General features: G+C 57.1%; 26 protein-coding genes. 16 read left to right on the top strand and 10 right to left on the bottom strand.

Features of this window, described 5'->3' with window-relative positions; genetic code table 11:
* The first annotated feature begins 48 nt into the window (after nt 1-48).
* On the top strand, nt 49-2,688 hold the full coding sequence (locus K7R23_RS24285) for a DUF2339 domain-containing protein (protein WP_012904803.1): 2,640 nt from the start codon (nt 49-51) through the stop codon (nt 2,686-2,688).
* Nucleotides 2,685-4,076, top strand: coding sequence for a DUF3999 domain-containing protein (locus K7R23_RS24280; RefSeq protein ID WP_012904804.1), 1,392 nt, complete (start codon nt 2,685-2,687; stop codon nt 4,074-4,076). The genes K7R23_RS24285 and K7R23_RS24280 overlap by 4 nt, the downstream gene beginning before the upstream one ends.
* Nucleotides 4,077-4,125: 49 nt before the next feature.
* Here K7R23_RS24280 and K7R23_RS24275 read toward each other — a convergent pair whose 3' ends face one another.
* Together K7R23_RS24275 and acpH are read right to left on the bottom strand one after the other, a co-directional pair.
* Nucleotides 4,126-4,728: a peroxiredoxin gene (locus tag K7R23_RS24275; RefSeq protein WP_012904805.1), complete on the bottom strand. Its 603-nt coding sequence runs from the start codon at nt 4,726-4,728 to the stop codon at nt 4,126-4,128.
* A gap of 384 nt (nt 4,729-5,112) precedes the next feature.
* On the bottom strand, nt 5,113-5,694 hold the full coding sequence (gene acpH / locus K7R23_RS24270; RefSeq protein WP_012904806.1) for an ACP phosphodiesterase: 582 nt from the start codon (nt 5,692-5,694) through the stop codon (nt 5,113-5,115).
* 92 nt (nt 5,695-5,786) lie between these two features.
* Between acpH and queA the strand changes: the two genes are divergently transcribed.
* The 7 genes from queA to K7R23_RS24235 all read left to right on the top strand — a co-directional run bounded on the left by queA (nt 5,787) and on the right by K7R23_RS24235 (nt 12,462).
* The gene (gene queA, locus K7R23_RS24265) at nt 5,787-6,857 is read left to right on the top strand and encodes a tRNA preQ1(34) S-adenosylmethionine ribosyltransferase-isomerase QueA (protein ID WP_012904807.1); all 1,071 of its coding nucleotides are present in this window, start codon (nt 5,787-5,789) and stop codon (nt 6,855-6,857) included.
* Between the two features lie 52 nt (nt 6,858-6,909).
* Entirely contained in the window at nt 6,910-8,037 is a 1,128-nt protein-coding gene (tgt, locus tag K7R23_RS24260; protein ID WP_012904808.1) for a tRNA guanosine(34) transglycosylase Tgt, read from the top strand.
* 22 nt (nt 8,038-8,059) lie between these two features.
* Nucleotides 8,060-8,392 carry a preprotein translocase subunit YajC gene (yajC, locus tag K7R23_RS24255; RefSeq protein ID WP_012904809.1) on the top strand — a complete coding sequence of 111 codons (333 nt, stop codon included), beginning with the start codon at nt 8,060-8,062 and terminating at the stop codon, nt 8,390-8,392.
* A 27-nt stretch (nt 8,393-8,419) separates the two neighbouring features.
* Nucleotides 8,420-10,267: a protein translocase subunit SecD gene (gene secD, locus K7R23_RS24250; protein ID WP_012904810.1), complete on the top strand. Its 1,848-nt coding sequence runs from the start codon at nt 8,420-8,422 to the stop codon at nt 10,265-10,267.
* A gap of 10 nt (nt 10,268-10,277) precedes the next feature.
* Nucleotides 10,278-11,249: a protein translocase subunit SecF gene (secF, locus tag K7R23_RS24245; RefSeq protein WP_012904811.1), complete on the top strand. Its 972-nt coding sequence runs from the start codon at nt 10,278-10,280 to the stop codon at nt 11,247-11,249.
* 151 nt (nt 11,250-11,400) lie between these two features.
* Nucleotides 11,401-11,766, top strand: coding sequence for a VOC family protein (locus tag K7R23_RS24240; RefSeq protein WP_012904812.1), 366 nt, complete (start codon nt 11,401-11,403; stop codon nt 11,764-11,766).
* A gap of 15 nt (nt 11,767-11,781) precedes the next feature.
* Nucleotides 11,782-12,462, top strand: coding sequence for a helix-turn-helix transcriptional regulator (locus tag K7R23_RS24235; protein WP_012904813.1), 681 nt, complete (start codon nt 11,782-11,784; stop codon nt 12,460-12,462).
* 57 nt (nt 12,463-12,519) lie between these two features.
* Here the strand turns inward: K7R23_RS24235 and K7R23_RS24230 are convergent, their stop codons facing one another.
* Nucleotides 12,520-13,374 carry a nucleoside-specific channel-forming protein Tsx gene (locus K7R23_RS24230; RefSeq protein ID WP_012904814.1) on the bottom strand — a complete coding sequence of 285 codons (855 nt, stop codon included), beginning with the start codon at nt 13,372-13,374 and terminating at the stop codon, nt 12,520-12,522.
* 297 nt (nt 13,375-13,671) lie between these two features.
* Nucleotides 13,672-14,211 carry a SadB/YajI family lipoprotein gene (locus tag K7R23_RS24225; RefSeq protein WP_024132516.1) on the bottom strand — a complete coding sequence of 180 codons (540 nt, stop codon included), beginning with the start codon at nt 14,209-14,211 and terminating at the stop codon, nt 13,672-13,674.
* Nucleotides 14,212-14,363: 152 nt separating this feature from the next.
* Between K7R23_RS24225 and nrdR the strand changes: the two genes are divergently transcribed.
* The 6 genes from nrdR to pgpA all read left to right on the top strand — a co-directional run bounded on the left by nrdR (nt 14,364) and on the right by pgpA (nt 18,467).
* Complete coding sequence (nrdR, locus tag K7R23_RS24220) at nt 14,364-14,813, top strand: transcriptional regulator NrdR (protein ID WP_012904816.1); 450 nt, start codon at nt 14,364-14,366, stop codon at nt 14,811-14,813.
* Nucleotides 14,814-14,816: 3 nt separating this feature from the next.
* Entirely contained in the window at nt 14,817-15,920 is a 1,104-nt protein-coding gene (ribD, locus tag K7R23_RS24215; RefSeq protein WP_012904817.1) for a bifunctional diaminohydroxyphosphoribosylaminopyrimidine deaminase/5-amino-6-(5-phosphoribosylamino)uracil reductase RibD, read from the top strand.
* A gap of 89 nt (nt 15,921-16,009) precedes the next feature.
* Complete coding sequence (gene ribH / locus K7R23_RS24210; protein WP_001021162.1) at nt 16,010-16,480, top strand: 6,7-dimethyl-8-ribityllumazine synthase; 471 nt, start codon at nt 16,010-16,012, stop codon at nt 16,478-16,480.
* Between the two features lie 19 nt (nt 16,481-16,499).
* Nucleotides 16,500-16,919 carry a transcription antitermination factor NusB gene (nusB, locus tag K7R23_RS24205; protein WP_012904818.1) on the top strand — a complete coding sequence of 140 codons (420 nt, stop codon included), beginning with the start codon at nt 16,500-16,502 and terminating at the stop codon, nt 16,917-16,919.
* 77 nt (nt 16,920-16,996) lie between these two features.
* Nucleotides 16,997-17,974, top strand: a complete 978-nt coding sequence (thiL, locus tag K7R23_RS24200) for a thiamine-phosphate kinase (protein WP_012904819.1) — start codon at nt 16,997-16,999, stop codon at nt 17,972-17,974.
* Entirely contained in the window at nt 17,952-18,467 is a 516-nt protein-coding gene (gene pgpA, locus K7R23_RS24195; protein ID WP_012904820.1) for a phosphatidylglycerophosphatase A, read from the top strand. Before thiL ends, pgpA begins: the two co-directional genes overlap by 23 nt.
* Before the next feature lie 189 nt (nt 18,468-18,656).
* On the opposite strand, the gene K7R23_RS24190 is transcribed toward pgpA, so the two are convergent.
* The 4 genes from K7R23_RS24190 to xseB are packed head-to-tail and all read right to left on the bottom strand — an operon-like array spanning nt 18,657 to nt 22,716.
* Nucleotides 18,657-19,631, bottom strand: coding sequence for an aldo/keto reductase (locus K7R23_RS24190; RefSeq protein ID WP_012904821.1), 975 nt, complete (start codon nt 19,629-19,631; stop codon nt 18,657-18,659).
* Nucleotides 19,632-19,687: 56 nt separating this feature from the next.
* Nucleotides 19,688-21,550, bottom strand: a complete 1,863-nt coding sequence (dxs, locus tag K7R23_RS24185) for a 1-deoxy-D-xylulose-5-phosphate synthase (protein WP_012904822.1) — start codon at nt 21,548-21,550, stop codon at nt 19,688-19,690.
* Between the two features lie 23 nt (nt 21,551-21,573).
* Nucleotides 21,574-22,473 (bottom strand): (2E,6E)-farnesyl diphosphate synthase, encoded by a 900-nt coding sequence (gene ispA, locus K7R23_RS24180; protein ID WP_012904823.1) that lies wholly within the window; start codon nt 22,471-22,473, stop codon nt 21,574-21,576.
* Nucleotides 22,474-22,716 carry an exodeoxyribonuclease VII small subunit gene (gene xseB / locus K7R23_RS24175; RefSeq protein ID WP_012904824.1) on the bottom strand — a complete coding sequence of 81 codons (243 nt, stop codon included), beginning with the start codon at nt 22,714-22,716 and terminating at the stop codon, nt 22,474-22,476.
* Nucleotides 22,717-22,923: 207 nt separating this feature from the next.
* Between xseB and thiI the strand changes: the two genes are divergently transcribed.
* Nucleotides 22,924-24,372: a tRNA uracil 4-sulfurtransferase ThiI gene (thiI, locus tag K7R23_RS24170; protein ID WP_012904825.1), complete on the top strand. Its 1,449-nt coding sequence runs from the start codon at nt 22,924-22,926 to the stop codon at nt 24,370-24,372.
* 97 nt (nt 24,373-24,469) lie between these two features.
* Here thiI and yajL read toward each other — a convergent pair whose 3' ends face one another.
* Nucleotides 24,470-25,060, bottom strand: coding sequence for a protein deglycase YajL (gene yajL, locus K7R23_RS24165; RefSeq protein ID WP_012904826.1), 591 nt, complete (start codon nt 25,058-25,060; stop codon nt 24,470-24,472).
* Nucleotides 25,023-25,934, bottom strand: a complete 912-nt coding sequence (panE, locus tag K7R23_RS24160) for a 2-dehydropantoate 2-reductase (protein WP_012904827.1) — start codon at nt 25,932-25,934, stop codon at nt 25,023-25,025. The genes yajL and panE overlap by 38 nt, the downstream gene beginning before the upstream one ends.
* Nucleotides 25,935-26,045 lie beyond the last annotated feature (111 nt).

The raw sequence follows: 26,045 nt of genomic DNA, 5'->3' as shown, positions 1-26,045 counted from the left end.
GACAAATTGTGTCAATCTTAGGCGATCCCGTACAGTGAAGGTGAATACATGGACGACCTTTTAATCCTGGGCTGCATCGTTTTGTTGTTCGCGCTGGTGGTAGCACCAGCTCTGGCCATTGTCGCCTTTAACCGTAGTTCGGCAACCCGTGCTGAACTTGCCGGACTTCGCCGCCGGGTGGAAGAGCTGGAGCAGCAGGGTATCGGGAAACCTAAGGACGTCCCGGCAGCGCAGATGCCAGTGCAGTCGGCTGAAACGTTCGTGAAGCGCGGATCTGTTGCACAGGCTACGCCTGAACCGACAACTTCCTGGGAGGCGCACCGTCCGCCGGAAGCGGCAAAACGCGCCCCGCTCCCGACGCCCACGCGGGCAGCGGAAAAGCAGCCCTCCGCTTTTGGCGGCGTGATAACCTCGCTGGCGCGCTGGTTTATGCAGGGCAATCCGCTGGCGAAGCTCGGGATTCTGTTGTTGTTCCTCGGTCTTTCTTTCCTCCTGCGCTATACGGTTGAACATTCCCTGTTCCCGCTTGAGCTGCGGCTGGCGGCTACCGCGCTGTTTGCCATTGTCCTGCTCGGCGTTGGCTGGCGATTGCGGCATAAGCAGCCGGTTTATGCGCTGATTTTGCAGGGCGGGGCGACAGGCGTGCTCTATCTCACCGTCTTTGGCGCGTTCCGGCTCTGGCAAATGCTGCCGATGACGCTGGCTTTTGCGCTGCTACTCGCTATTTGCGCGGCGAGCGTCGTGCTGGCGATTCTGCAAAAAGCGCTCAGTCTGGCGATGCTGGCAAGCCTCGGCGGTTATCTCGCGCCGTTGCTGCTCTCTGACGGCAGCGGCAACTATATAGCGCTGTTTTCTTTCTATCTGCTGCTTTCTGCCGGCATTCTCGTTATCAGTATCTGGCAGCACTGGCGCGAGCTGAACCTGCTTGGCCTGCTCTTTACCTTTGGTGTGGGCGGCCTGTGGGGAATGGATGACTATCAGCCTGCGTATTACCTTAACTGTCAGCTTTTCCTGGTCGCGAATATCCTGATTTTCGGCGTGCTGAGCGTGGCGCTGTCGCTACGGGCGCAGGAGAAAAACAAACAGATTATCGACGGCGTGCTGCTGTTTGCGCCGCCGTTAATCGGTTTTGGGATGCAGTATGCGATGACCCTCCACTGGGCGTACGGTCCGGCGCTCAGCGCGCTGGGCTATGGAGGGGGTTATCTTGCGTTAGCCTGGCTGGCATTGCGTCGTTATCCTTCGGCGGGCAGACCGCTGGTGCTGGCGGCGCTGGCGCTGGGCGGCGCGTTTACCACGCTGGCTATCCCGTTGGCCCTGTCGGCGCGCTGGACGGCGATGGCATGGGCGCTGGAAGGGCTGGGCATTTTGTGGTTGGGCGTTCAACAGCAGCAGCGAAGCATGAGCTACAGCGGCACCGCGCTGCTGGTGCTGGCGTTCGTCAGCGCGCTGTGGGCGCTGATCGGTGATACGACCGCGCTCAGCCTGATGCTGATATTCGCAGTGCTCAGCCTGTGCTGGCTGGCAGGTGCGTGGCTGTGGCGTCAGATTATCCTGCGAGGAAGCCGGGTATTACTGGCAGGCGGTTTACTGTTCTGGATGGTCGCGCTGACAGGCGCATCGCAACTGATGTTCAGTAAGGACGCCTGGGTGCTGTCCGGTGTGCTGGCGCTGATGGCGGTATCGGTCTGGGGCTGGCGACAGGCGGGTTTACGCCTGGCCTGGCGGGAACTTGACGCCAGTAAATGGCTGCTGTGGCCGATGATGCTGATGGTGCTGCTGCAACAAATTTCGCAACAGGCGATTTTCACTGGCGGCTGGCAGAATCTGGTGTGGTGCCTGGCTTTACCCGCTGCGTTGATACTGCTGCGCCGGGACGATGCGGCCCTGGCGCCGCGCATTTCCAGGCTTTTGCATCTCTCTCTGTTATGGATGACGATGCTGGCGCTGGCAATGGAACTGTTCTGGTTCGTCCGCGACCTGCCGTGGGGGATGACGGCGTGGAAAAGCGGCCTGCTGATGGCGGCAGGCGGCCTGTTAATTATGCTTATTAGCGCAATGGTGCGTCGCCGGATCTGGCCGTTTAAGGTCTGGCCTGCGTTGTATTCGGTGCAGGCAATGGTTCCGTTAGCAGCGGCGCTGGTATGTCTGCTGGCGCTGACAAATGTTCAGGATGGTGTGGTATATCGTCAGACCTTCCTTCCACTGGTGAATCCACTGGAGGAAGGCGCCGCCTTCGCGTTGCTGGGGCTGGTAGTGTTGTACCGCGCTACGCAGCGCTATTTCCCGGTGCAGCTATCGGTTTGGCAACCCTGGCCTGCGATCGCGCTGATGGCGCTGGGTTTCTGGTGGCTGAACGGCGCGTTGCTGCGTGCGCTGGCCTGCTACGGGGAGGTCGCATGGACGACGCAGGCACTATGGCACTCAAGGCTCGTTCAGACCTGCTTCGCGCTGTTCTGGACGCTGGTGGCTCTGGTGGTGATGCTGCGAGCGACTCAGCGTCGCTCACGCCCTGAATGGCTTGGTGGGGCGGTATTATTGGGCATGGTTATTGCGAAACTGATGCTGGTGGACAGCGCGGGCGGCGGCGGGCTTGCGCGCGCGGTGGCGTTTATCGGCGTGGCTGTCCTGGTATTAATCGTCGGGTATTTCTCACCGTTGCCGCCCAAAGCTGGAGAAAACAAATGAAATGGATGAAAGCATTGCTATGTAGCGCTCTGTTGAGCGCGGCAGGGACGGTGGCCGGTAGCGACGAGGCAAAAGAGTCACCAGTGGACTATGCCACCGGTGTGATGTTGGAGACGACAGGCGCATCGCCCTGGTATCGTCTGCCGCTGCCGCAGACGGTGTATGAGGGTAGCGCCTGGCCGGATTTACGCGATGTGCGGGTCTTTAACCATGCGGGGGAAACGGTGCCGTTTGCGCTGGTGGCGCAGAAAGCGCAGCCCGTGACGCCAGAAACGATGAAATTGCGGCTCTTTCCGCTGGATATGTCGCCTGTAGCGGCGCGTGAACAGGGGCGGCAGGGGGAATCTTTTGTCTTACGCTCGAAGGCCGGCATTGAAATTCAGTTGAACAGCGACGAGGTGAATGCGTCCGGACAGAGCTATTTACTGACGCTGCCGGAAGCGCGGCAAGAGCCGTTTTCACTGGCGCAGCTTCGCCTGGACTGGCGTCCGCCCGCAGGCAACTGGCAGGGCAAAGCCTCGATCTATAGCAGCCGTGATTTACGCTACTGGCGATCCATACTGGAAGACGCGCCGCTGATGGATCTGACGCGCGAAGGTGATCGGCTAAAAATGGACACTATCAGCGCCCGTCTGACGCTCTCAACGCAGGGGAATCGTTATCTGCTGGTGATTCTTGATGCACAAAGCCCGGCGTTGACGATAAACAGTGTAAGCGCTATTGCCGACAGCCGCGCGCCGGAGTCCGAACGCGTGGTGATAGGCGCTCAGGAGCATAGAGTTTCAGATGAAGAGGCGCTCTGGCGCTGGAAGCAACCGCAGCCGCTGAGTTCGCTTAGCATCGCATTGCAGAATGAGGGGGTTTTACCGGTGGCGCTGGCCTGGCGAAGTGAGGAAAACGCCGCCTGGCAGCCGTTGACGAAAACCGTGTTGTACCGGCTGGACGGACAGCGCTCTCAGGATATTGCTCTTTCCGGCCAGGAGGTGGAGGCCGTCAGAATCACTACCATCAACGCCCGACTGCCGGAGACATTGCCTGCGGTGAGCGGGGCGCGGGACAGCTACCAACTGGTATTTAATGCCCAGGGGAAGGGACCTTACATGCTGGCCTGGGGAAACCGGGCCGCCATCAGAGCCGATATTGAACTGGACAGGTTAATTCCGGCGTCACTGCGCAAAACGCATGCGTTGAATGACCTGCCGTGGGCGATTCCCCAGCAGAGCGTCACGCCTGGCGGCGAAGCGCGGCTGAGTGCGACATCGGCGGCTGAGCGACAAAGCCAGTGGCAAACGCTGCTGGTCTGGGGAGCGCTGATTCTGGGCGTCGCCGTACTGGCGCTGATGGCGTTTCGTATCTGGCGGGAAGTGAAGAAAGACGGCGGGGCATAAGCAATAAAAAAGGCTCGCATTGCGAGCCTTTCTACGTGATTCGAGCCGATTACAGGCTGGAGACGTTTTCGGTCAGGTATTTAGCCACGCCGTCCGGAGAGGCGTTCATGCCTTCTTTGCCTTTTTCCCACTGCGCCGGGCAAACTTCACCGTGCTCTTCGTGGAACTGCAGGGCGTCAACCATACGCAGCATTTCGTCGATGTTGCGGCCCAGCGGCAGGTCGTTAACCACCTGGTGGCGCACGATGCCGTTGGCGTCGATCAGGAAAGAACCGCGCAGCGCCACGCCCGCTTCCGGGTGTTCAATGCCGTAAGCTTTCTGAATTTCACGCTTAACGTCAGCAACCATCGCGTATTTCACCGCACCGATGCCGCCTTTGTCGACAGGGGTGTTACGCCATGCGTTGTGGACGAACTCAGAGTCAAAAGAGACGCCAACCACTTCTACGCCGCGCTTCTGGAATTCTTCATAACGTTTATCGAAAGCGATCAGCTCGGACGGGCAAACGAAGGTGAAGTCCATCGGCCAGAAGAACAGAACGGTCGCTTTACCGTTGGTGTGCTGTTTGAAGTTGAAGTTTTCAACGATCTCACCGCTGCCCAGTACCGCAGCCGCTGTGAAATCCGGAGCCTGACGAGTCACCAGTACCATATAATACTCCTGCAAAGTTAAGGGTTTTAGAACGCAACGCGGGCCAGTATAGAGAGTGATCGGGAAGAAGACAAAAAGGCGATGGCAATCGTTCAGCCAGCTTTTGCCTATCAATGCGTATCGCCGGATGGCGGCTACGCCTTATCCGGCCTACGGACGCACCACTTGTAGGCCTGACAAGCGCAGCGCCATCAGGCAATCCAGCGCCGGATGGCGGCTACGCCTTATCCGGCCTACGGCCGCACCACTTGTAGGCCTGATAAGCGCAGCGCCATCAGGCAATCCAGCGCCGGATGGCGGCTACGCCTTATCCGGCCTACGGCCGCACCATTTGTAGGCCTGATAAGCGCAGCGCCATCAGGCAAACCGCAACCACAATGACGATCAGAGCGTTTTCTGTCGCGCCTGGTCCATCATCTGCGGATAAAAGCGCCAGAAGCGTTCTTCCAGCGCGTCATAATGGCGGTCCAGGTCATGCCAGGAGTCGCGCAGCGCCTCAAGGCGCGGGCGGCGGCTGGCCATGCCGTTCAGGACATTCTGTATAAATGCCATATCGCGATAGCGCTCCAGCCACTGTTCCGACCACAGATGATGATTAAGATTGACAAAACGCGGCGGCGAATCGGGCAGGATGGTGGCGATCTGGGTGCGGGCGTAGCCGACAAACGCCGGAAGCGGGAAGTCTGGTGAAATCTGCGCCCAGTGGCGCGACAGAAAGTGATCCCACATCACGTCCAGGGTGATGGGCGCCACGCGGCGCGTTTCGCGACGAAACCACTCCCGCGCTTCGCGAACTTCCGGCAGATTATCGGTCAGCACGTCGATGCGCCGGTGCATCAGAATGCCTTCCACCACCTCGGGCGGAAAGTGCGTTTCCGGGTTCCCCCGGACAAAATCGGCCAGCAGATTGCCGGAAAGCGAACTGTCAGCAAGATGAGCCAGATGCAGGTGAGCTAAAAAATTCATTATCGATTATCTTTCCAGAAGTGGGTAACGGTTGCAGGGAGAGCGCCCCGGCACTAGACTACCCGCCTCTTATTTTAGTCTGAGTCAGAGTCATGCGCGTTACCGATTTCTCCTTTGAACTACCTGAATCCCTGATTGCCCACTATCCGCAGCCGGAGCGCAGCAGTTGCCGCTTGCTGTCGCTGGACGGGCCGACGGGCGCGCTGACGCATGGTACTTTCACCGATCTGCTTGCTAAGCTCAACCCCGGCGATCTGTTGGTCTTTAACAATACCCGGGTGATCCCGGCGCGTCTGTTTGGCCGCAAAGCCAGCGGCGGTAAGATTGAAGTGTTGGTTGAGCGGATGCTGGATGATAAGCGTATTCTGGCGCATATCCGCGCCTCGAAAGCGCCGAAACCGGGCGCAGAGCTGCTGCTTGGCGATGACGAAAGCATTAATGCCACCATGACCGCCCGCCACGGCGCGCTGTTTGAAGTTGAATTTAACGATGCCCGTCCGGTGCTGGATATTCTTAACGCCATCGGCCATATGCCGCTGCCGCCGTATATCGATCGTCCGGACGAGGACGCCGACCGCGAGCTTTATCAGACGGTATACAGCGAAAAACCGGGCGCGGTGGCGGCGCCGACCGCCGGCCTACACTTTGATGAACCGCTGCTGGCCGCGCTGCGTGAGAAAGGGATTGAGATGGCGTTCGTCACTCTGCACGTCGGCGCGGGTACTTTCCAGCCGGTGCGCGTTGACAGCATTGAAGACCACATCATGCACTCCGAATATGCGGAAGTGCCGCAGGAGGTCGTGGACGCGGTGCTGGCGGCGAAAGCGCGCGGCAACCGGGTGATCGCAGTGGGCACCACTTCCGTGCGCTCCCTGGAGAGCGCGGCGCAGGCGGCGAAAAGCGACCTTATCGAGCCGTTCTTCGGCGATACGCAGATTTTCATCTATCCCGGTTATCAGTACAAAGTGATTGATGCGCTGGTGACCAATTTCCATCTGCCTGAATCGACGCTGATTATGCTGGTTTCCGCATTTGCCGGTTATCAGCACACCATGAACGCCTATAAGGCTGCGGTAGAACAAAAATATCGCTTTTTTAGCTACGGGGATGCGATGTTTATCACGTACAATCCGCAGGCTTTACATGAGCGTGTCGGGGAATAAGTCCGCGACACCGGAATAACCATCAGACTGTCTCTCTGATGCAGGAGAAAGAATGAAGTTTGAACTTGATACCACCGACGGTCGCGCGCGTCGCGGTCGCCTGGTGTTCGATCGCGGCGTCGTGGAAACGCCCGCTTTTATGCCTGTGGGCACTTACGGCACCGTAAAAGGGATGACGCCGGAAGAAGTTGAAGCCACCGGCGCGCAAATTATTCTCGGCAACACCTTCCACCTCTGGCTGCGTCCGGGCCAGGAGATCATGAAGCTGCACGGCGACCTCCACGACTTTATGCAGTGGAAAGGGCCGATTCTGACCGATTCCGGCGGCTTCCAGGTGTTCAGCCTTGGCGACATTCGTAAGATCACCGAGCAGGGCGTCCATTTCCGTAACCCGATCAACGGCGATCCGATTTTCCTCGATCCGGAAAAGTCGATGGAGATTCAGTACGATCTCGGTTCCGATATCGTCATGATCTTTGACGAATGTACGCCGTATCCGGCGGACTGGGACTATGCTAAACGTTCGATGGAGATGTCCCTGCGCTGGGCGAAGCGTAGCCGCGAGCGTTTTGACAGCCTTGGCAACAAAAATGCGCTTTTTGGTATCATCCAGGGCAGCGTTTACGAAGATTTACGTGATATCTCCGTGAAAGCTCTGGTAGAGATTGGCTTTGATGGCTACGCTGTCGGCGGTTTGGCTGTGGGCGAACCGAAAGAGGATATGCACCGTATCCTTGAGCACGTCTGCCCGCAAATTCCGGCGGATAAACCACGTTACCTGATGGGCGTCGGTAAACCAGAAGATCTGGTTGAAGGCGTGCGTCGCGGTATCGATATGTTTGACTGCGTGATGCCAACCCGCAACGCCCGTAATGGTCATCTGTTCGTGACTGACGGCGTGGTGAAAATTCGCAATGCGAAGTATAAAAGCGACACCAGCCCACTTGATGCCGAGTGTGATTGCTACACCTGTCGCAATTATTCACGCGCCTACTTGCATCATCTCGATCGTTGCAACGAAATATTGGGCGCGCGACTCAATACCATTCATAACCTGCGTTACTACCAGCGTCTGATGGCGGGTTTACGCAAGGCTATCGAAGAGGGTAAATTAGAGAGCTTCGTGACCGGGTTTTACCAACGTCAGGGTCGACCTGTTCCACCTTTAAACGTTGATTAATTTTAATAATGAGGGAATTTGAATGAGCTTTTTTATTTCTGATGCGGTAGCGGCAACAGGTGCTCCGGCGCAGGGCAGCCCGATGTCTCTGATTCTGATGCTGGTGGTCTTTGGTCTGATTTTCTATTTCATGATCCTGCGTCCACAGCAGAAGCGTACCAAAGAGCACAAAAAGCTGATGGATTCTATCGCGAAAGGTGATGAAGTCCTGACGAATGGCGGTCTGGTGGGTCGCGTGACGAAAGTTGCGGAAACCGGCTACATCGCTATCGCCCTGAATGACACCACGGAAGTGGTCATCAAACGTGACTTCGTAGCTGCCGTTCTGCCGAAAGGCACCATGAAGGCGCTGTAATAGTAACTTTTCCCGAAGGGAACTGCCGTGTTAAACCGTTATCCTTTGTGGAAGTATATCATGCTGATCGTCGTGATTATCGTCGGTCTGCTGTATGCGCTTCCCAACCTGTATGGTGAGGATCCGGCCGTTCAAATCACTGGCGCGCGCGGCGTCGCCGCCAGTGAGCAAACGCTGATCCAGGTCCAGAATACGTTACAACAAGAAAAAATTACCGCGAAGTCTGTGGCACTGGAAGAGGGCGCTATCCTTGCGCGCTTCGACACCACCGACACTCAACTGCGCGCACGTGAAGCGCTGGTGGGCGTGCTGGGTGATAAATACGTCGTGGCGCTTAACCTTGCTCCGGCAACCCCGCGCTGGCTGGCCGCCATCAAAGCAGAGCCGATGAAACTCGGCCTTGATCTGCGTGGCGGCGTTCACTTCCTGATGGAAGTGGATATGGACACCGCTCTGGGCAAACTGCAGGAACAAAATATTGACAGCCTGCGCAGCGATCTGCGTGAAAAAGGCATTCCGTATACCACCGTCCGGAAAGAGGACAACTACGGGCTGAGCATTAACTTCCGTGACGCCAGCGCGCGTGACGAAGCGATTGCTTATCTCAGCAAGCGTCATCAGGATCTGGTGATCTCCAGCCAGGGCAGCAATGCGCTGCGCGCGGTGATGACCGATGCCCGTCTGAGCGAAGCGCGTGAGTATGCGGTTCAGCAGAACATCAACATCCTGCGCAACCGTGTTAACCAGCTGGGCGTCGCCGAACCGGTGGTTCAGCGTCAGGGCGCCGACCGTATCGTGGTCGAACTGCCGGGCATCCAGGACACCGCGCGCGCCAAAGAGATTCTCGGCGCGACGGCAACGCTGGAGTTTCGTCTGGTCAACACCAACGTAGATCAGGCCGCTGCGGCATCTGGTCGCGTACCGGGCGACTCCGAAGTGAAGCAAATGCGTGAAGGCCAGCCGGTGGTGCTGTACAAGCGCGTTATTCTGACCGGCGACCATATCACCGACTCCACGTCGAGCCAGGATGAATACAACCAGCCGCAGGTAAACATCTCGCTGGACAGCGCGGGCGGCAATATCATGTCTAACTTCACCAAAGACAATATCGGCAAGCCGATGGCGACGCTGTTCGTGGAGTATAAAGACAGCGGTAAGAAAGACGCCAACGGTCGCGCGGTGCTGGTGAAACAGGAAGAGGTGATTAACATCGCCAACATCCAGTCTCGCCTCGGCAACAGCTTCCGTATTACCGGCATCAACAACCCGAACGAAGCGCGTCAGCTCTCTCTGCTGCTGCGCGCGGGCGCCCTGATTGCGCCGATTCAGATTGTTGAAGAACGCACTATCGGTCCAACCCTCGGGATGCAGAACATCAAGCAGGGCCTGGAAGCGTGTCTGGCCGGTCTGGCGGTATCTATCCTGTTCATGGTGCTGTTCTATAAGAAGTTTGGTCTGATTGCGACCAGCGCGCTGATCGCTAACCTGGTGCTGATTGTCGGCGTGATGTCGCTGCTGCCGGGGGCCACGCTGAGTATGCCGGGGATTGCGGGGATAGTCTTAACCCTTGCCGTCGCCGTCGATGCGAACGTACTGATCAACGAACGTATTAAAGAAGAGTTGAGCAACGGGCGTTCGATCCAGCAGGCGATCAACGAGGGGTATGCGGGCGCGTTCAGTTCCATTTTCGATGCGAACATTACGACGCTGATTAAGGTCATTATCCTGTACGCGGTCGGCACCGGGGCAATTAAAGGGTTCGCGATTACTACCGGTATCGGTGTGGCGACGTCGATGTTTACCGCGATCGTCGGTACACGTGCCATCGTAAACCTGCTGTATGGCGGCAAGCGCGTCAAGAAGCTGTCAATCTGAGGAGTGCGAAGTGGCACAGGAATATACTGTTGAACAATTGAACCACGGCCGTAAAGTCTGGGACTTTATGCGCTGGGATTACTGGGCTTTCGGCATCTCTGGCCTTCTGCTGGTGGCATCCATCGTGGTGATGGGCGTACGCGGCTTTAACTGGGGGCTCGATTTTACCGGTGGTACGGTTATCGAAATTACGCTGGAAAAACCAGCGGAGATGGACGTGATGCGCGAGGCGCTGGAGAAAGCGGGCTTTGTTGATCCGCTTTTACAGAACTTCGGCAGCAGCCACGACATCATGGTGCGTATGCCGCCGACCGAAGGGGCAAACGGCGGGCAGGTGCTGGGCAGCAAAGTGCTGAGTGTGATTAACGAATCCACCAACCAGAACGCGGCGGTGAAGCGAATTGAATTCGTTGGCCCGAGCGTGGGCGCCGATCTGGCGCAAACCGGCGCGATGGCGCTGCTGGCGGCGCTGATCTCCATTCTCGTTTACGTCGGTTTCCGCTTCGAGTGGCGACTGGCGGCCGGGGTGGTTATCGCGCTGGCGCACGACGTGATCATCACGCTTGGTATTCTGTCGCTGTTCCATATCGAGATTGACCTGACTATCGTGGCATCGCTGATGTCCGTAATCGGCTACTCGCTGAACGACAGTATCGTGGTTTCGGACCGTATTCGTGAAAACTTCCGCAAGATCCGTCGCGGTACGCCTTACGAAATCTTTAACGTGTCGTTGACCCAGACGCTGCACCGTACCTTGATCACTTCCGGTACGACGTTGATGGTGATTCTGATGCTGTTCCTGTTTGGCGGCCCGGTGCTGGAAGGCTTCTCGCTGACCATGCTGATCGGCGTCTCCATCGGTACTGCCTCTTCCATCTACGTAGCATCGGCGCTGGCGCTGAAGCTGGGCATGAAGCGTGAGCACATGCTGCAACAGAAGGTTGAGAAAGAAGGGGCGGATCAGCCGTCAATTCTGCCGTAAACTGACTTTCAGCGAAGTCCTTAAATCCCGGTCGTCAGATCGGGATTTTTCTTTTCCCCTTTCGTCTTGTCCCGCAATCATTACTGACAGTATGCTGTCAGGAGCCCTGTTTTATTCTTCTCCTGAATTCACTACACAGGCAGGAGGAAGAATGAAAAGCATTATTAACTGGTTTGAAATTCCCGTGGCGGACATGGCGCGAGCGATCGCGTTTTATGAGCCGGTCCTGGGGCTGTCGCTGCGTCGCGAAAAAATGGACGGCGCCGATCTGGCGGTATTTCCCTATGAAGATCCGGCCACTGGCGGCGCGCTGGCGAAAATCGATGGTCTGCTCCCTTCAGCGCAGGGGGCGGTGATTTATCTGCATACCGACGATCTTGCCGCTGCCCTGGAGAGGGTGGTGAGCGCCGGCGGGGAATGCGTTTTTGGTCCGCTCGATTTGGGCAAAGAGATCGGAACCGTGGCGCTGTTTATCGACAGCGAAGGCAACCGGGTGGGTTTGCATCAACCGGCTTAACGTAAGAGAGCAACCATGACGCGTCGCGCCGACCGATTGTTTCAGATTGTGCAGATCCTGCGCGGCAGGCGGCTGACAACGGCGGCGCTGCTGGCAGAACGTCTTGGGGTATCTGAACGGACTATTTATCGCGATATCCGTGACCTTTCGCTTTCCGGCGTGCCGGTGGAAGGGGAGGCGGGCAGCGGATATCGCCTGATGGCAGGTTTCGATCTGCCGCCGCTGATGCTGACTCACCGCGAATCGGAAGCGCTTATCGTCGCTATTCGTCTGCTGCATACCTGGGGCGGCAAGCTGCTGTCGCGGGAGCTGGAGTCGGCGCAGGAGAAAGTGCTGGCGATCCTACCGGAAGAGGGGCGGCGGAAAGCGGAACAGGCGCGAATATTTGCCCCTGATTTGGGGACTCAGCCACATTCTCGCAGCGCGTTTGATCGCATCCATCGGGCGATTTCAGCGCAGCAGGTGCTGGCGCTGCATTATCGCGATGAAGCCGGACAGCTCACCTGGCGGGAGGTACAGCCGCTGGGGATGTTTTTCTGGGGCGAGCACTGGCTGCTGGTCGCCTGGTGCGAACGTCGCGATGATTATCGCTGTTTTCGGCTCGACAGGTGTCTGCGGATTACCCTGACAGAGAGACGCTTTCGCGAAAGCGCGGATCGCTCGCTGGCGGATTTTTTGCGTAAGGTGCGTGCCTGATAGTGCCAGGCGTAGGCCGGGTAAGGCGTAGCTGCCACCCGGCAATCCCGACGCGGTTTAGAAGTTGTAACCCACCACCAGATACCAGCCGAAGCCGTTGGACTTAATTGGTTCGGCCTGCCATACCGGCTCGTCGCCATCTTTCCACTGACCGCCGTTATGGAAGTAACGGGCGACCACCGAGTAGTGCCAGTGATCGTAGTTCAGCGCCAGAATATGGCTGGATGCGATAGAGTTGCTGGTGCGGTACTGATCGTCGCCGAGATCGGAACCCCAGTCGAAGTTGGTGAAGCCAATGTAGCTCAGATTACCGCCCCACAGCTCGGTAATCGGCACAAAGTATTTCACTTTGAAACGGTAGCCGTCCCATTCGTTTTCATTTGACGCGCCGTAGTTCTGCCACTGATATTTCGCATACACGTTCAGAGACAGGCTCATCGGCAGACCGGTATCGACATCGGTGCCCAGACCCATATACCAGGTGCTCTGGCGGCCTTCGCTGTTACGGCCCATATCGTAGATATAGTTATTGGCGAAATACCACTCTTTGAACGGACCGAAGCTCAGATCGCTATTGGTCAGCTTATCAATGGAAAAACGCGGTTCGATCTCCATAAACAGCGGAGAACCGTGGTTCCAGATCCCGCGTGAGTTGCTGTCGCCGCCGAAAAAGCGCGGGGCATCAACGTAACCATAGAAATCAAACCAGTCTTTTTTAGCGAAAGCTTCGTATTCAAGATAGGTATCGTTGCGCAGAGTGGGTCCGAAGCGGGTATGGTAAGAACCCACCACGTTGACGCTCTGGTGCCACCAGTCGGAAAGATACTGCGGTTTATCGTTCTCCGCGGCGTTCACGGTGAAAGTTGAAGAGAGCGCGAGCACGGCACCGGCTGCAAGTAATGTTTTTTTCATATGTATGCCACTGATTAAAAATCCCTGACGGGAGTGAAAAAGGCGCAAATTGCGTTTCTAAATATTTCGTGTTTCTGCGAGCCTATTATAAAAATCATTGCTCACAAAAATCTGTCTTGTTTCACAGTTCTATCATTCGCGTAATCGATTGCGTTCACGTTTGTACGTTTTAGCGCGGCGATTGTACTGACTGTAGTGAATATTGCAAAGGTTTCGCAAAAATTCTGGTGATGTAAGAGGGGTCACATAAGGCGCGGAAGGATGTTGCGGAACGCACAAAACGTTCCGCAGGAGTGTTTATTGCGTGACAGGCTGAATATCATGGATGCGGATAAAGCCAGTCTGTTCAGCAGTCATCCCGTTAAGCTGTAGCGGAATATCCACATCGCTCGGCGCCAGTACGCTGGCCGGGGCGTTAATCAACTGATTCTGCACATTCACTTCCTGATAATTGTCAGTTGTTCCCTGAAGTTGCCCATATTCCACGGTGCCGCTGAAGGCCGGAAGCGGATCGCTCGACTCGCCCTGAATCCGCAGCGTCGCGCGCATCCCGTCGGCATTGGGGGTGATATTCACTAATGACATGCGCAGCATGCCAATCTGACTGTTAAGCCGCGCCGGCGTGTTTGAACCCGGCAGCAGGTAAACGCCGCGGTCGGATTTTACGTTCAGGCTGTTTTGCTGGTTAATTTTGACGGTTTCCTGATTAAGCTGCTGCATCTCTTTATTCAGCGTACTGATGCTTTGATGCATCTGGCGAACTTCGCTCTGCTGGGCGCAGGCCGTCAGGCTAAAGAGGCTTCCCACCAGCAGGATTCTTAGGTAACGTTTTGTCATATCTCTGTTTTCCCGGGCTTTCGCGATGACCTAATGGTAGATCGTAAAATGAGCGAAGGCATCGATCCTTTGTCTCAAAAGCGTTGCGCCTTTGTTGTCTCGCCAGTTCAGGGTAAAATAGATTTCTGTTAACCACCTGGTCAGGACGCCGTATGCATTGCCCATTCTGTTTCGCCGTAGACACTAAGGTAATTGACTCTCGTCTCGTGGGCGAGGGCTCCTCCGTACGCCGCCGTCGGCAGTGTCTGGTCTGTAATGAACGTTTCACCACTTTTGAAGTTGCGGAACTTGTCATGCCGCGCGTTGTGAAAAGCAACGATGTGCGCGAACCGTTTAATGAAGAGAAGTTACGCAGCGGGATGCTGCGCGCGCTGGAAAAGCGCCCGGTGAGTTCTGATGACGTTGAAATGGCGTTAAATCACATTAAGTCGCAGCTCCGTGCGACCGGCGAACGCGAAGTGCCCAGCAAAATGATCGGTAATCTGGTGATGGAGCAGCTGAAAAAGCTCGATAAAGTCGCCTACATCCGCTTTGCCTCGGTTTACCGCAGCTTCGAAGATATTAAAGAATTTGGCGAAGAGATCGCCCGCTTACAGGATTAAGCCATGCAGGATGAGTTATACATGGCGCGGGCGCTGAAGCTTGCTGCGCGCGGGCGGTTTACCACCCATCCCAATCCGAATGTCGGCTGTGTGATCGTCAAAGACGGCGAGATTGTCGGCGAAGGCTACCATTATCGCGCCGGTGAACCCCACGCCGAAGTCCATGCGCTACGGATGGCGGGTGAAAAAGCCAAAGGCGCCACGGCCTACGTGACCCTTGAACCCTGTAGCCATCATGGCCGTACGCCGCCATGCTGCGATGCGCTGATCGCCGCCGGCATGGCGCGCGTGGTCGCCGCGATGCAGGACCCCAATCCGCAGGTGGCGGGGCGCGGTCTGTATCGTCTGCAGCAGGCGGGCATTGAGGTCAGCCACGGGCTGATGATGAGCGAAGCTGAAGCGTTGAATAAAGGCTTTCTTAAGCGGATGCGCACCGGTTTTCCCTACGTGCAGCTCAAGCTCGGCGCGTCTCTGGATGGGCGCACGGCGATGGCCAGCGGCGAAAGCCAGTGGATCACCTCGCCGCAGGCGCGACGCGACGTGCAGCGCCTGCGCGCGCAAAGCCATGCCATTCTGACCAGCAGCGAAACGGTGCTGGCGGACGATCCGCAGTTGACCGTGCGCTGGTCGGAGCTGGGTGAGGCGACGCAGGCCGCATATCCGCAGGAAAATTTGCGTCAGCCGGTGCGGATTGTCATCGACAGCCGCAACCGCGTGACGCCGGAACACCGTATTGTCAGCCAGCCGGGGGAAACCTGGTTTGCGCGCACGAAAGAGGACGATCGGGTCTGGCCGGAATCGGTACGCACGATTCAGGTGCCGGAGCATAACGGTCATCTCGATCTGGTGCTGCTGCTGATGCTGCTGGGCAAACAGCAGATCAACAGCCTGTGGGTGGAGGCCGGGCCGACGCTCGCCGGCGCGCTGTTGCAGGCCGGGGTAGTGGATGAGCTAATCATGTATGTTGCGCCTAAACTGTTAGGCAGCGACGCCCGTGGCTTATGCGTTCTGCCGGGGCTTGAGAAACTGGCCGACGCGCCGCAGTTTCAATTCAAAGAGATACGTTATACAGGTCCGGATGTTTGCCTGCATTTGATCCCCGCGTAATGGCTTCCTGAATTTAGGAAGCAGCGCGACGATATTTATGATAAAATCCGCCCCCCTGCGGGGGCTTATACCGAACCCGAAGGAAGAATATGAACATTATTGAAGCTAACGTTGCTACTCCGGACGCTCGCGTCGCCATCACCATTGCGCGTTTCAACAACTTTATCAATGACAGCCTGCTGGAAGGCGCAGTTGACGCCCTGAAGCGTATTGGCCAGGTAAAAGATGAAAACATTACCGTTGTTTGGGTGCCAGGCGCCTACGAGCTGCCGCTGGCGGCTGGCGCGCTGGCGAAAACCGGTAAATATGACGCGGTGATTGCGCTGGGAACCGTTATCCGTGGCGGCACGGCGCACTTCGAATATGTGGCCGGTGGCGCAAGCAATGGCCTGGCGCACGTCGCCCAGGACAGCGAAATTCCGGTCGCCTTTGGCGTCCTGACCACCGAAAGCATTGAACAAGCTATCGAACGTGCCGGCACTAAAGCCGGTAACAAAGGCGCGGAGGCTGCACTGACCGCGCTTGAAATGATTAATGTATTGAAAGCCATCAAGGCCTGATTTTTGTAAGGGGAAATCCGTGAAACCTGCTGCTCGTCGCCGCGCTCGTGAGTGTGCCGTTCAGGCGCTCTACTCCTGGCAGTTGTCCCAGAACGACATCGCTGATGTTGAATACCAGTTCCTGGCGGAACAGGACGTCAAAGACGTTGACGTCATGTACTTTCGCGAACTGCTGTCCGGGGTGGCGACTAACAGCGCGTACCTGGACGGTCTGATGAAACCTTACCTGTCTCGCCTGCTGGAAGAGCTGGGTCAGGTGGAGAAAGCGGTCCTGCGTATCGCGCTGTTTGAGCTGTCTAAACGCAGCGATGTGCCTTATAAAGTGGCCATTAACGAAGCGATCGAACTGGCGAAAACCTTTGGCGCGGAAGACAGCCATAAGTTCGTCAATGGCGTGCTGGATAAAGCAGCGCCTGTGATTCGCCCCAACAAAAAGTAATTACCAGGCCGTCAGTGAAGCGGAGATCTCTTCGCGCCGCTGACGGCTTTTTCTTTTTTTCTGCTGAGGCATAACGTATGGCATGCGGCGAGTTCTCCCTGATTGCCCGTTATTTTGATCGTGTCAGAAGCTCTCGTCGCGATGTCGAAACCGGTATTGGCGATGATTGCGCACTCCTGAATATTCCTGAAAAACAGACCCTGGCGATCAGTACCGATACGCTGGTGGCGGGCAATCATTTTATGCCGGATATCGATCCGGCGGATCTGGCGTATAAGGCGCTGGCGGTTAATTTAAGCGATCTGGCGGCGATGGGCGCAGACCCGGCGTGGCTGACGCTGGCGTTAACGCTGCCGGAGGTGGATGAAGCGTGGCTGGAAACCTTCAGCGACAGCCTGTTCGATCTATTAAATTATTACGATATGCAGCTGATTGGCGGCGATACCACCCGTGGGCCGCTCTCCATGACGCTGGGTATCCACGGCTATGTGCCGGTCGGGCGTGCGCTGAAACGCGCTGGCGCGAAGCCGGGCGACTGGATTTACGTTACCGGTACGCCGGGCGACAGCGCGGCGGGACTGGCGATTTTACAGAACCGTTTGCAGGTGGCGGATGACGTGGACAACGCGTATCTGCTGCAACGGCATCTGCGCCCGACGCCGCGTATTTTACAGGGGCAGGCGCTGCGCGATCTAGCCAGCGCGGCCATCGATTTGTCCGACGGGCTGATTTCCGATCTCGGGCATATCGTCAAAGCCAGCGCCTGCGGCGCGCGCATTGATGTTGATGCGCTGCCTTATTCGCAGGCGATGTTACGCCATGTCGGGGCGGAGCAGGCCCTGCGCTGGGCGCTCTCCGGCGGCGAAGATTACGAATTATGCTTTACGGTGCCGGAGCTTAACCGTGGGGCGCTGGACGTGGCGCTTGCTCATCTCGGCGTCCCCTTTACCTGCATTGGCCAGATGAGCGCGGATGTGGAAGGGATTTGCTTTATCCGTGACGGCGAGCCTGTCACCTTCGACTGGAAAGGATATGACCATTTTGCCGCGCTCTAAAGATGTCGCTAAAAGTCGCCTGAGTCTGGCTAATCCGTGGCATCTGCTCGCCACCGGGTTCGGTAGTGGTCTGAGTCCCGTTGTGCCCGGCACGATGGGGTCGCTGGCGGCAATCCCGTTCTGGTATCTGATGACCTTTCTCCCCTGGCAGCTGTATTCGCTGGTGGTGATGCTGGGGATCTGTATCGGGGTTTATCTTTGCCATCAGACGGCAAAAGATATGGGCGTGCACGATCACGGCAGCATTGTCTGGGATGAGTTCATCGGAATGTGGATCACTCTGATGGCGCTGCCGACCAACGACTGGCAGTGGGTTGCCGCCGGATTCGTGATTTTCCGCATTCTCGATATGTGGAAGCCGTGGCCGATCCGTTGGTTTGACCGTAACGTCCACGGCGGGATGGGGATTATGGTTGACGATATTGTCGCCGGGGTGATCTCCGCCGGTATTTTGTATTTTATCGGCCACCATTGGCCAATTGGCGCGATATAAATTTGTTACGGGGTGCCGGATGGCAATGGGGGCGTTTTCCCGGACGCTGTAGGCCCGATAAGCGTAGCGCCATCGGGCAATCAATGCCGGATGGCGGCGTAAACGCCTTATCCGGCCTACGGGCGTAATGGGTGTATTTTCCCGGAAGTTGTAGGCCCGATAAGCGTAGCGCCATCGGGCAGTGACACACTATTTGAAGCCCACCACCGGATGTTGCTTGTACGGCGTTTCCAGCTCGGCAATCTGCTCCGGCGTCAGGGTTAAATCCACCGCGTTCAACAATTCATCAAGCTGCTCTTCGCGTGATGCGCCAATAATCGGCGCAGCGACGCCGGGCTTACTCAGCAGCCATGCCAGCGCCACCTGGGCGCGGGTCGCGCCAAGCTCTTCGCTGACGCCTGCTAAACGGGCGGCGATTTGCGCATCGTTTTCGTCGCTTTCACGATAAAGATTTTTTCCCACTTCATCAGAAACCAGACGGGCGGTGGTTTCTCCCCACGGGCGCGTCAGGCGTCCACGCGCCAGCGGACTCCACGGAATAACCGCCACGCCTTCCCTGTAGCACAGCGGCAGCATCTCGCGCTCCTCCTCGCGATAGATCAGGTTGTAGTGGTCCTGCATACTGATAAACGGCGCCCAGCCGTGCTGTTTTTGCAGCGCCAGCGCCTGGGCAAACTGCGAAGCGTGCATCGATGAGGCGCCGATATAGCGCGCTTTCCCGGCTTTTACCACCTCGTCCAGCGCTGCCAGCGTCTCTTCTATCGGCGTGTTGTAGTCCCAACGGTGAATTTGCAGGATATCAACGTAGTCCATCCCCAGACGGCGCAGTCTGTCGTCGATAGAGCGCAGGATCTGCGCGCGGGATAAGCCTTCCGGCAGATCGTCAACCTGATGAAAGACCTTGGTCGCCACCACCACTTCGTCACGACGGGCGAAATCGCGCAGCGCGCGACCAACGATCTCTTCGCTGCTGCCTGCGGAATAGCTGTTGGCGGTATCGAAAAAGTTAATGCCGCCCTCAAGGGCGCGTTTGATAAGCGGTCGGCTGCTCTCTTCGGGAAGCGTCCAGGCATGATTGCCGCGGTTCGGTTCGCCGAACGTCATGCAGCCCAGACAAAGGCGGGAAACCCGCAGGTCAGTTTTACCTAAGGTGTTGTATTGCATTCATCCACTCCTGCTTAGCTTATTATGGGGTAAGCATAGCAGGAGTGAAGAGGAGATTATGCCAGCCAGGCCCTGATTTTGGCCTCAATACCGGCGGCATCCAGACCCAGTTCGGCACGCGCCTCATCCTGAGTGCCCTGCGGGATAAAGAAGTCCGGCAGGCCGATGTTCAGCACCGGAACCGGCTTGCGATGCGCCATCAGCGTCTCATTCACGCCGCTGCCCGCACCGCCCATAATGGCGTTTTCTTCCAGCGTCACCAGCATCTCGTGCCGCGCCGCCATCTCAAGGATTAACGTCTCATCCAGCGGTTTGACAAAACGCATATCCACCAGCGTTGCGTTAAGCGCCTCCGCGACTTTTGCCGCCTCCGGCATCAGGGTGCCGAAGTTGAGGATCGCTACCTTTTCACCGTGACGTTTCACCACGCCTTTGCCGATCGGCAGCTTCTCCAGCGGCGTCAGCTCAACGCCCAGCGCGTTGCCACGCGGGTAGCGGACCGCGGTCGGCCCTTCGCTGTAGTGATAGCCGGTAAACAGCATCTGGCGGCATTCGTTTTCATCGCTGGGGGTCATGATCACCATATCCGGAATACAGCGCAGATAAGAGAGATCGAACGCCCCCTGGTGGGTCTGCCCGTCGGCGCCGACGATACCGGCGCGATCGATGGCAAACATCACCGGCAGCTTCTGGATGGCGACGTCATGAATAACCTGATCGTAGGCGCGTTGCAGGAAAGTCGAATAGATAGCGACAACCGGCTTGTAGCCGCCAATCGCCAGCCCGGCGGCAAAGGTCACCGCGTGCTGCTCGGCGATCGCCACATCAAAATAGCGATCCGGGAATTTGCGTGAGAACTCGACCATCCCGGAACCTTCGCGCATCGCCGGGGTAATCGCCATCAGCTTGCTGTCTTTGGCCGCCGTTTCGCACAGCCAGTCGCCGAAGATCTTCGAATAGCTCGGCAGGCCGCCGCTGCTTTTCGGCAGGCAGCCGCTGGAGGGATCGAACTTCGGCACCGCGTGGAAGGTGATCGGATCTTTTTCGGCAGGCTCATAGCCGCGACCTTTTTTGGTCATAATGTGCAGGAACTGCGGGCCTTTTAGATCGCGCATGTTTTTCAGCGTGGTGATAAGCCCCAGCACGTCGTGACCGTCGACCGGGCCTATATAGTTAAAGCCCAGCTCTTCAAACAGCGTGCCCGGCACCACCATGCCTTTAATGTGCTCCTCTGTGCGTTTGAGCAACTCTTTGATCGGCGGTACGCCAGAGAACACCTTCTTGCCGCCTTCCCGCAGCGTGGAGTAGAGCTTGCCGGAGAGCAGCTGCGCCAGGTGGTTATTCAGCGCGCCGACGTTCTCGGAGATCGACATCTCGTTGTCGTTGAGGATCACCAGCATGTCCGGCTTAATATCGCCCGCGTGGTTCATCGCTTCAAACGCCATCCCGGCGGTGATCGCGCCGTCGCCGATGACGCAGACGGTGCGGCGGTTTTTTCCCTCTTTTTCAGCGGCGACGGCAATACCAATGCCTGCGCTGACGGAGGTGGAGGAGTGGCCGACGCTCAGTACGTCGTATTCGCTCTCACCGCGCCACGGGAACGGATGCAGGCCGCCTTTCTGGCGAATGGTGCCGATCTTATCACGGCGACCGGTGAGGATTTTGTGCGGATAAGCCTGATGGCCCACGTCCCAGATCAGCTGATCAAAAGGGGTGTTATAGACGTAGTGCAGCGCCACGGTGAGTTCTACCGTGCCCAGCCCGGAGGCGAAGTGTCCGCTGGAACGACTGACGCTGTCGAGTAAGTAGCGGCGCAGTTCGTCGCAGAGTTTCGGCAGACTCTCTTTTGGCAACAGGCGTAACTCCTGGGTGGAGTCGACCAGCGCCAGGGTTGGGTATTTGGCTATATCAAAACTCATCGCAAGCTCATTGGATATGTTGTTTATTTATCACGCTGGATTATGTAGTCCGCTAGCGCTTCCAGTGCCGAGGTATCGAGTGATTGCGCGGCCAGCTGCTGTAACGACTGTCTGGCTTCCTCGATTAAATCCCGGGCTTTGTTCCGGGCTTGCTCAAGACCCAGAAGTGCAGGATAGGTACTTTTGCCAAGCTGCTGATCGGCGCCCTGACGTTTACCCAACGTTGCAGTATCGCCTACCACATCCAGGATGTCATCCTGAACCTGGAACGCCAGACCGATACTTTCTGCGTATTTATCGAGTATTGGCAGAACATTTCGTCCCTTTTCGCCCGCGCTTAACGCACCCAGACGCACCGCGGCGCGAATCAGCGCGCCGGTCTTATGACGATGGATTTTTTCCAGCGCCGCCAGCGGCACCTGCCTGCCTTCGGCGTCAAGATCGAGCGCCTGGCCGCCGCACATCCCGGCGATCCCGCTGGCGTTCGCCAGTTCGGAAATCATCGCAATGCGGTCGCGGTCGGTGACTTCCGGCATCGGCGCATCGCTGATAATAGTAAACGCCAGCGTTTGCAGGGCATCGCCCGCGAGGATCGCATTCGCCTCGCCAAATTTTACGTGGCAGGTCGGCAGACCGCGACGCAGATCGTCATCGTCCATCGCCGGTAAATCATCATGAATCAGCGAATAGGCGTGGATGCATTCAACGGCAGCGGCCGGCGCATCCAGGGTGCTCAGGCTGACGCCAAACATCTTACCGGTAGCATAGACCAGAAACGGGCGCAGACGCTTACCGCCTAATAATGCGCCATACTGCATGGCTTCGACCACGGGAGTGTTCTGAAAGGGTAGCGGGGCGATAAAGCGACTCAGCGCCTGGTTCGCCTGCTCAACGCAGACCTGTAGTTGCCGGGTAAAATCCATTTACGCGTTATCCGGTGAAAAAGGCTCAGGGGTTGCGTCTTCGTCGTCAGAGAGAAGAATTTGCACACGCTGTTCAGCCTGCTGCAGCTTTAGCTGGCCCTGACGCGCCAGCTGCACGCCGCGTTCGAATTCGTTCAGCGCCTCGTCCAGCGGCAGGTCGCCACTTTCCAGACGGGACACAATTTGCTCCAGCTCGTTCAGCGATGTCTCAAAGCTGACGGGCGCCTCATTTTTCTTCGGCATATAGATGTCTGACTCTCAGTAATGGCAGCACAAGACTATGGTAACGGACTCGTACTGATAAGCAAATAACGCGCAATGGTAAGGGGATGTGCACAGGATGGCCCGGTTGATGATATACTTCCGCGCCTGGATGCAGCTTCATGTATGGGCTGCTGTACTATTCTCCAATACAAGCCTTTGATGGCTTGCTTAAGAACCATTGCCGCCATGAAGTTTATCATTAAATTGTTCCCGGAAATCACTATCAAAAGCCAATCTGTGCGTTTGCGCTTTATAAAGATGCTGACCGGGAACATTCGTAACGTTTTAAAACACTATGATGAGACCCTCGCGGTTGTCCGCCACTGGGATAACATCGAAGTTCGCGCCAGAGATGAAAACCAGCGTCTGGCGATCCGCGACGCGCTGACCCGCATTCCGGGCATCCACCATATTCTCGAAGTGGAAGACGTGCCGTTTACCGATATGCACGATATCTTCGAGAAAGCGCTGGCGGAATATCGCGATCGGCTGGAGGGCAAAACCTTCTGCGTGCGCGTGAAGCGTCGCGGCAAACATGAGTTTAGCTCCATCGAAGTGGAACGTTACGTTGGCGGCGGTTTAAATCAGCATATCGAATCCGCGCGCGTGAAGCTGACTAACCCGGACGTGACGGTGCATCTGGAAGTGGAAGACGATCGCCTGCTGTTGATCAAAGGTCGTTACGAAGGCATCGGCGGCTTCCCGATTGGCACCCAGGAAGATGTGCTGTCGCTGATTTCCGGCGGCTTCGACTCCGGCGTCTCCAGCTATATGCTGATGCGTCGCGGCTGCCGCGTACACTACTGCTTCTTTAACCTCGGCGGCGCGGCGCACGAAATTGGCGTTCGCCAGGTGGCGCACTATTTGTGGAACCGCTACGGCAGCTCGCACCGCGTACGCTTTGTGGCGATTAACTTTGAACCGGTGGTCGGCGAAATCCTTGAGAAGGTTGATGACGGTCAGATGGGCGTGGTGCTTAAGCGCATGATGGTGCGCGCGGCGTCGAAAGTGGCGGAGCGCTATGGCGTGCAGGCGCTGGTGACCGGTGAAGCGCTGGGCCAGGTTTCCAGTCAGACCCTGACCAATCTGCGTTTGATCGACAATGTGTCGGATACCCTGATTCTGCGTCCGCTGATTTCGTATGACAAAGAGCACATCATCAATATCGCTCGTGAGATTGGCACCGAGGATTTTGCCCGCACCATGCCGGAATACTGCGGCGTGATCTCAAAAAGCCCGACCGTGAAGGCCGTCAAATCGAAGATCGAAGCGGAAGAAGAAAACTTCGATTTCAGCATTCTCGACAGGGTGGTGGAAGAGGCGACCAACGTCGATATCCGTGATATCGCGCAGCAGACCGCGCAGGAGGTGGTTGAAGTCGAGACGGTCAGCGGCTTTGGCCCGAACGACGTGATTCTGGATATTCGCTCTGTTGATGAACAGGACGACAAACCGCTGCGGGTGGAAGGTGTGGACGTGGTGACGCTGCCGTTCTACAAGCTGAGCACCAAATTCGGCGATCTCGATCAGAGTAAAACTTGGCTGCTGTGGTGCGAGCGTGGCGTGATGAGCCGTTTACAGGCGCTGTATCTGCGCGAGCAGGGTTTTGAGAACGTGAAGGTATATCGCCCGTAATACTCTTGCCCGGTGGCGCTGCGCTTACCGGGCCTACTGAACTGTAGGCCGGATAAGGCGGTTACGCCGCCATCCGGCGATATTTCAGTAATAATCGTTATTCGTAATAATTATAAATTCCCGCCGCCATCACCAGCTGTGACGCCACTTCATGGGCTTTTTCACGTCCGGCCAGCAGGTCGATAATTTTCAATGCAAAATCAATCGACGTCCCCGGTCCCTGACTGGTCAACAGCTTCACGCGCGCGTCCCATACCACGCGCTTGTCCTGCCACTGTTCGGCGGGGATTTTATCCTTCAGCGCCGGAAAACCGGTCATATTGCCGATCGGGAAGATATCATGGGGCACCAGCACCGTTGCCGCCGCCGCGCAAATAGCGGCCACGATGCGCCCGGAACGGTGGAACTGCCTGACGGTTTCGACCAGCAGCGGGCTGTCGCGAAAACACTCTGCGCCCTTCACGCCGCCCGGCAGAACGATAACATCGTAATCGCCGTCGGCGACCTCCACCAGCGGCGCGTCTGCCAGCAGCTTTACGCCGCGGGAGCAAACGATCGTGAGAGCGCCATCGCTGGCGACGCTTGCGGTGGTGACGTCGATCCCGCCGCGCACTAACAGATCGATGGTGGTGACCGCTTCGGTTTCTTCACTACCAGGGGCGAGGCATACCAGTGCCGATGCGCTCATACTCACTCTCCTTTCGCTTGACTAATTCAAACAGACGGCTGTTTTCCGCAACCGTAATGCCGTGCGCGCGGGCGCGTTTCAACAGATAACCGGTGATGTAATCAATTTCGGTATGCCGCTGGGCGCGCACGTCCTGTAGCATAGAGGAAATATTTTCCGCTGTGCTGTCAATGACTTGCTCGACATAATAGCGCAAATCATCCGCCGACGTATGGTAGCCTTCCCGTTCTATGACGGCGGCGACCTCATGACAAATAGGCGCGATCTGATCCGGATGATGGCGCAGTTCGCCGTTCGGGCAGTTCCACAGCGCGGTCAGCGGGTTTATCACGCAGTTCACCGCCAGCTTGCGCCACAGCTCGGCGCGAATATTATTGTGCCAAGCGACATCGGGCAGCGCGCACTGCAGGGTATCCGCCAGATAGCTGTAGTCGCCATCCTGTTCACGCGCCGGGCCGATATGGGTGGTGCCGCTGGCGACGTGGATAATAACGTTGCCATCCCGTCGCGCGGCGTGGGTGGTGGTGCCCATCAGCAGGGGCTGACGGAGCGCCGCCAGTTCCTCAAGCGTGCCCATGCCATTGTGGATCAGCAGGACTGGCGTTGTGGCCGGCAGCATGGCGGCCAGACCTTTTACCGCGTCGGAGACCTGCCAGGCCTTCAGCGTAACCAGCAGCAGATCGCTGGCGGCAAGAAATTCAGGATCGTTCGCCGTCAGCGACTCGTTAAAAATGGAACCGTCCGTCTCAATCAAATTCACGCTGCAATAGGGCTGCGGAATGCGCATCCAGCCCTGTACTTCATGTCCCTGTTTGCATAGCGCTGTCAGCCAGAGTTGACCCAGGGCGCCGCATCCAAGCACTGTTACTTTCATTGTTCCTCCTCACCTGCAACTGCGCCAAGTGTTATGGCCTAAGTATAGCGCCATCAGCTAAGCTTCTCGTTAAGCCTCGTTGCAGGTATTATGCAACGCAACAAAAATGAA

Source organism: Citrobacter rodentium NBRC 105723 = DSM 16636 (assembly GCF_021278985.1).
GTDB classification, from domain to species: domain Bacteria; phylum Pseudomonadota; class Gammaproteobacteria; order Enterobacterales; family Enterobacteriaceae; genus Citrobacter_A; species Citrobacter_A rodentium.
This window is presented reverse-complemented; position numbering and strand designations above follow the sequence as displayed.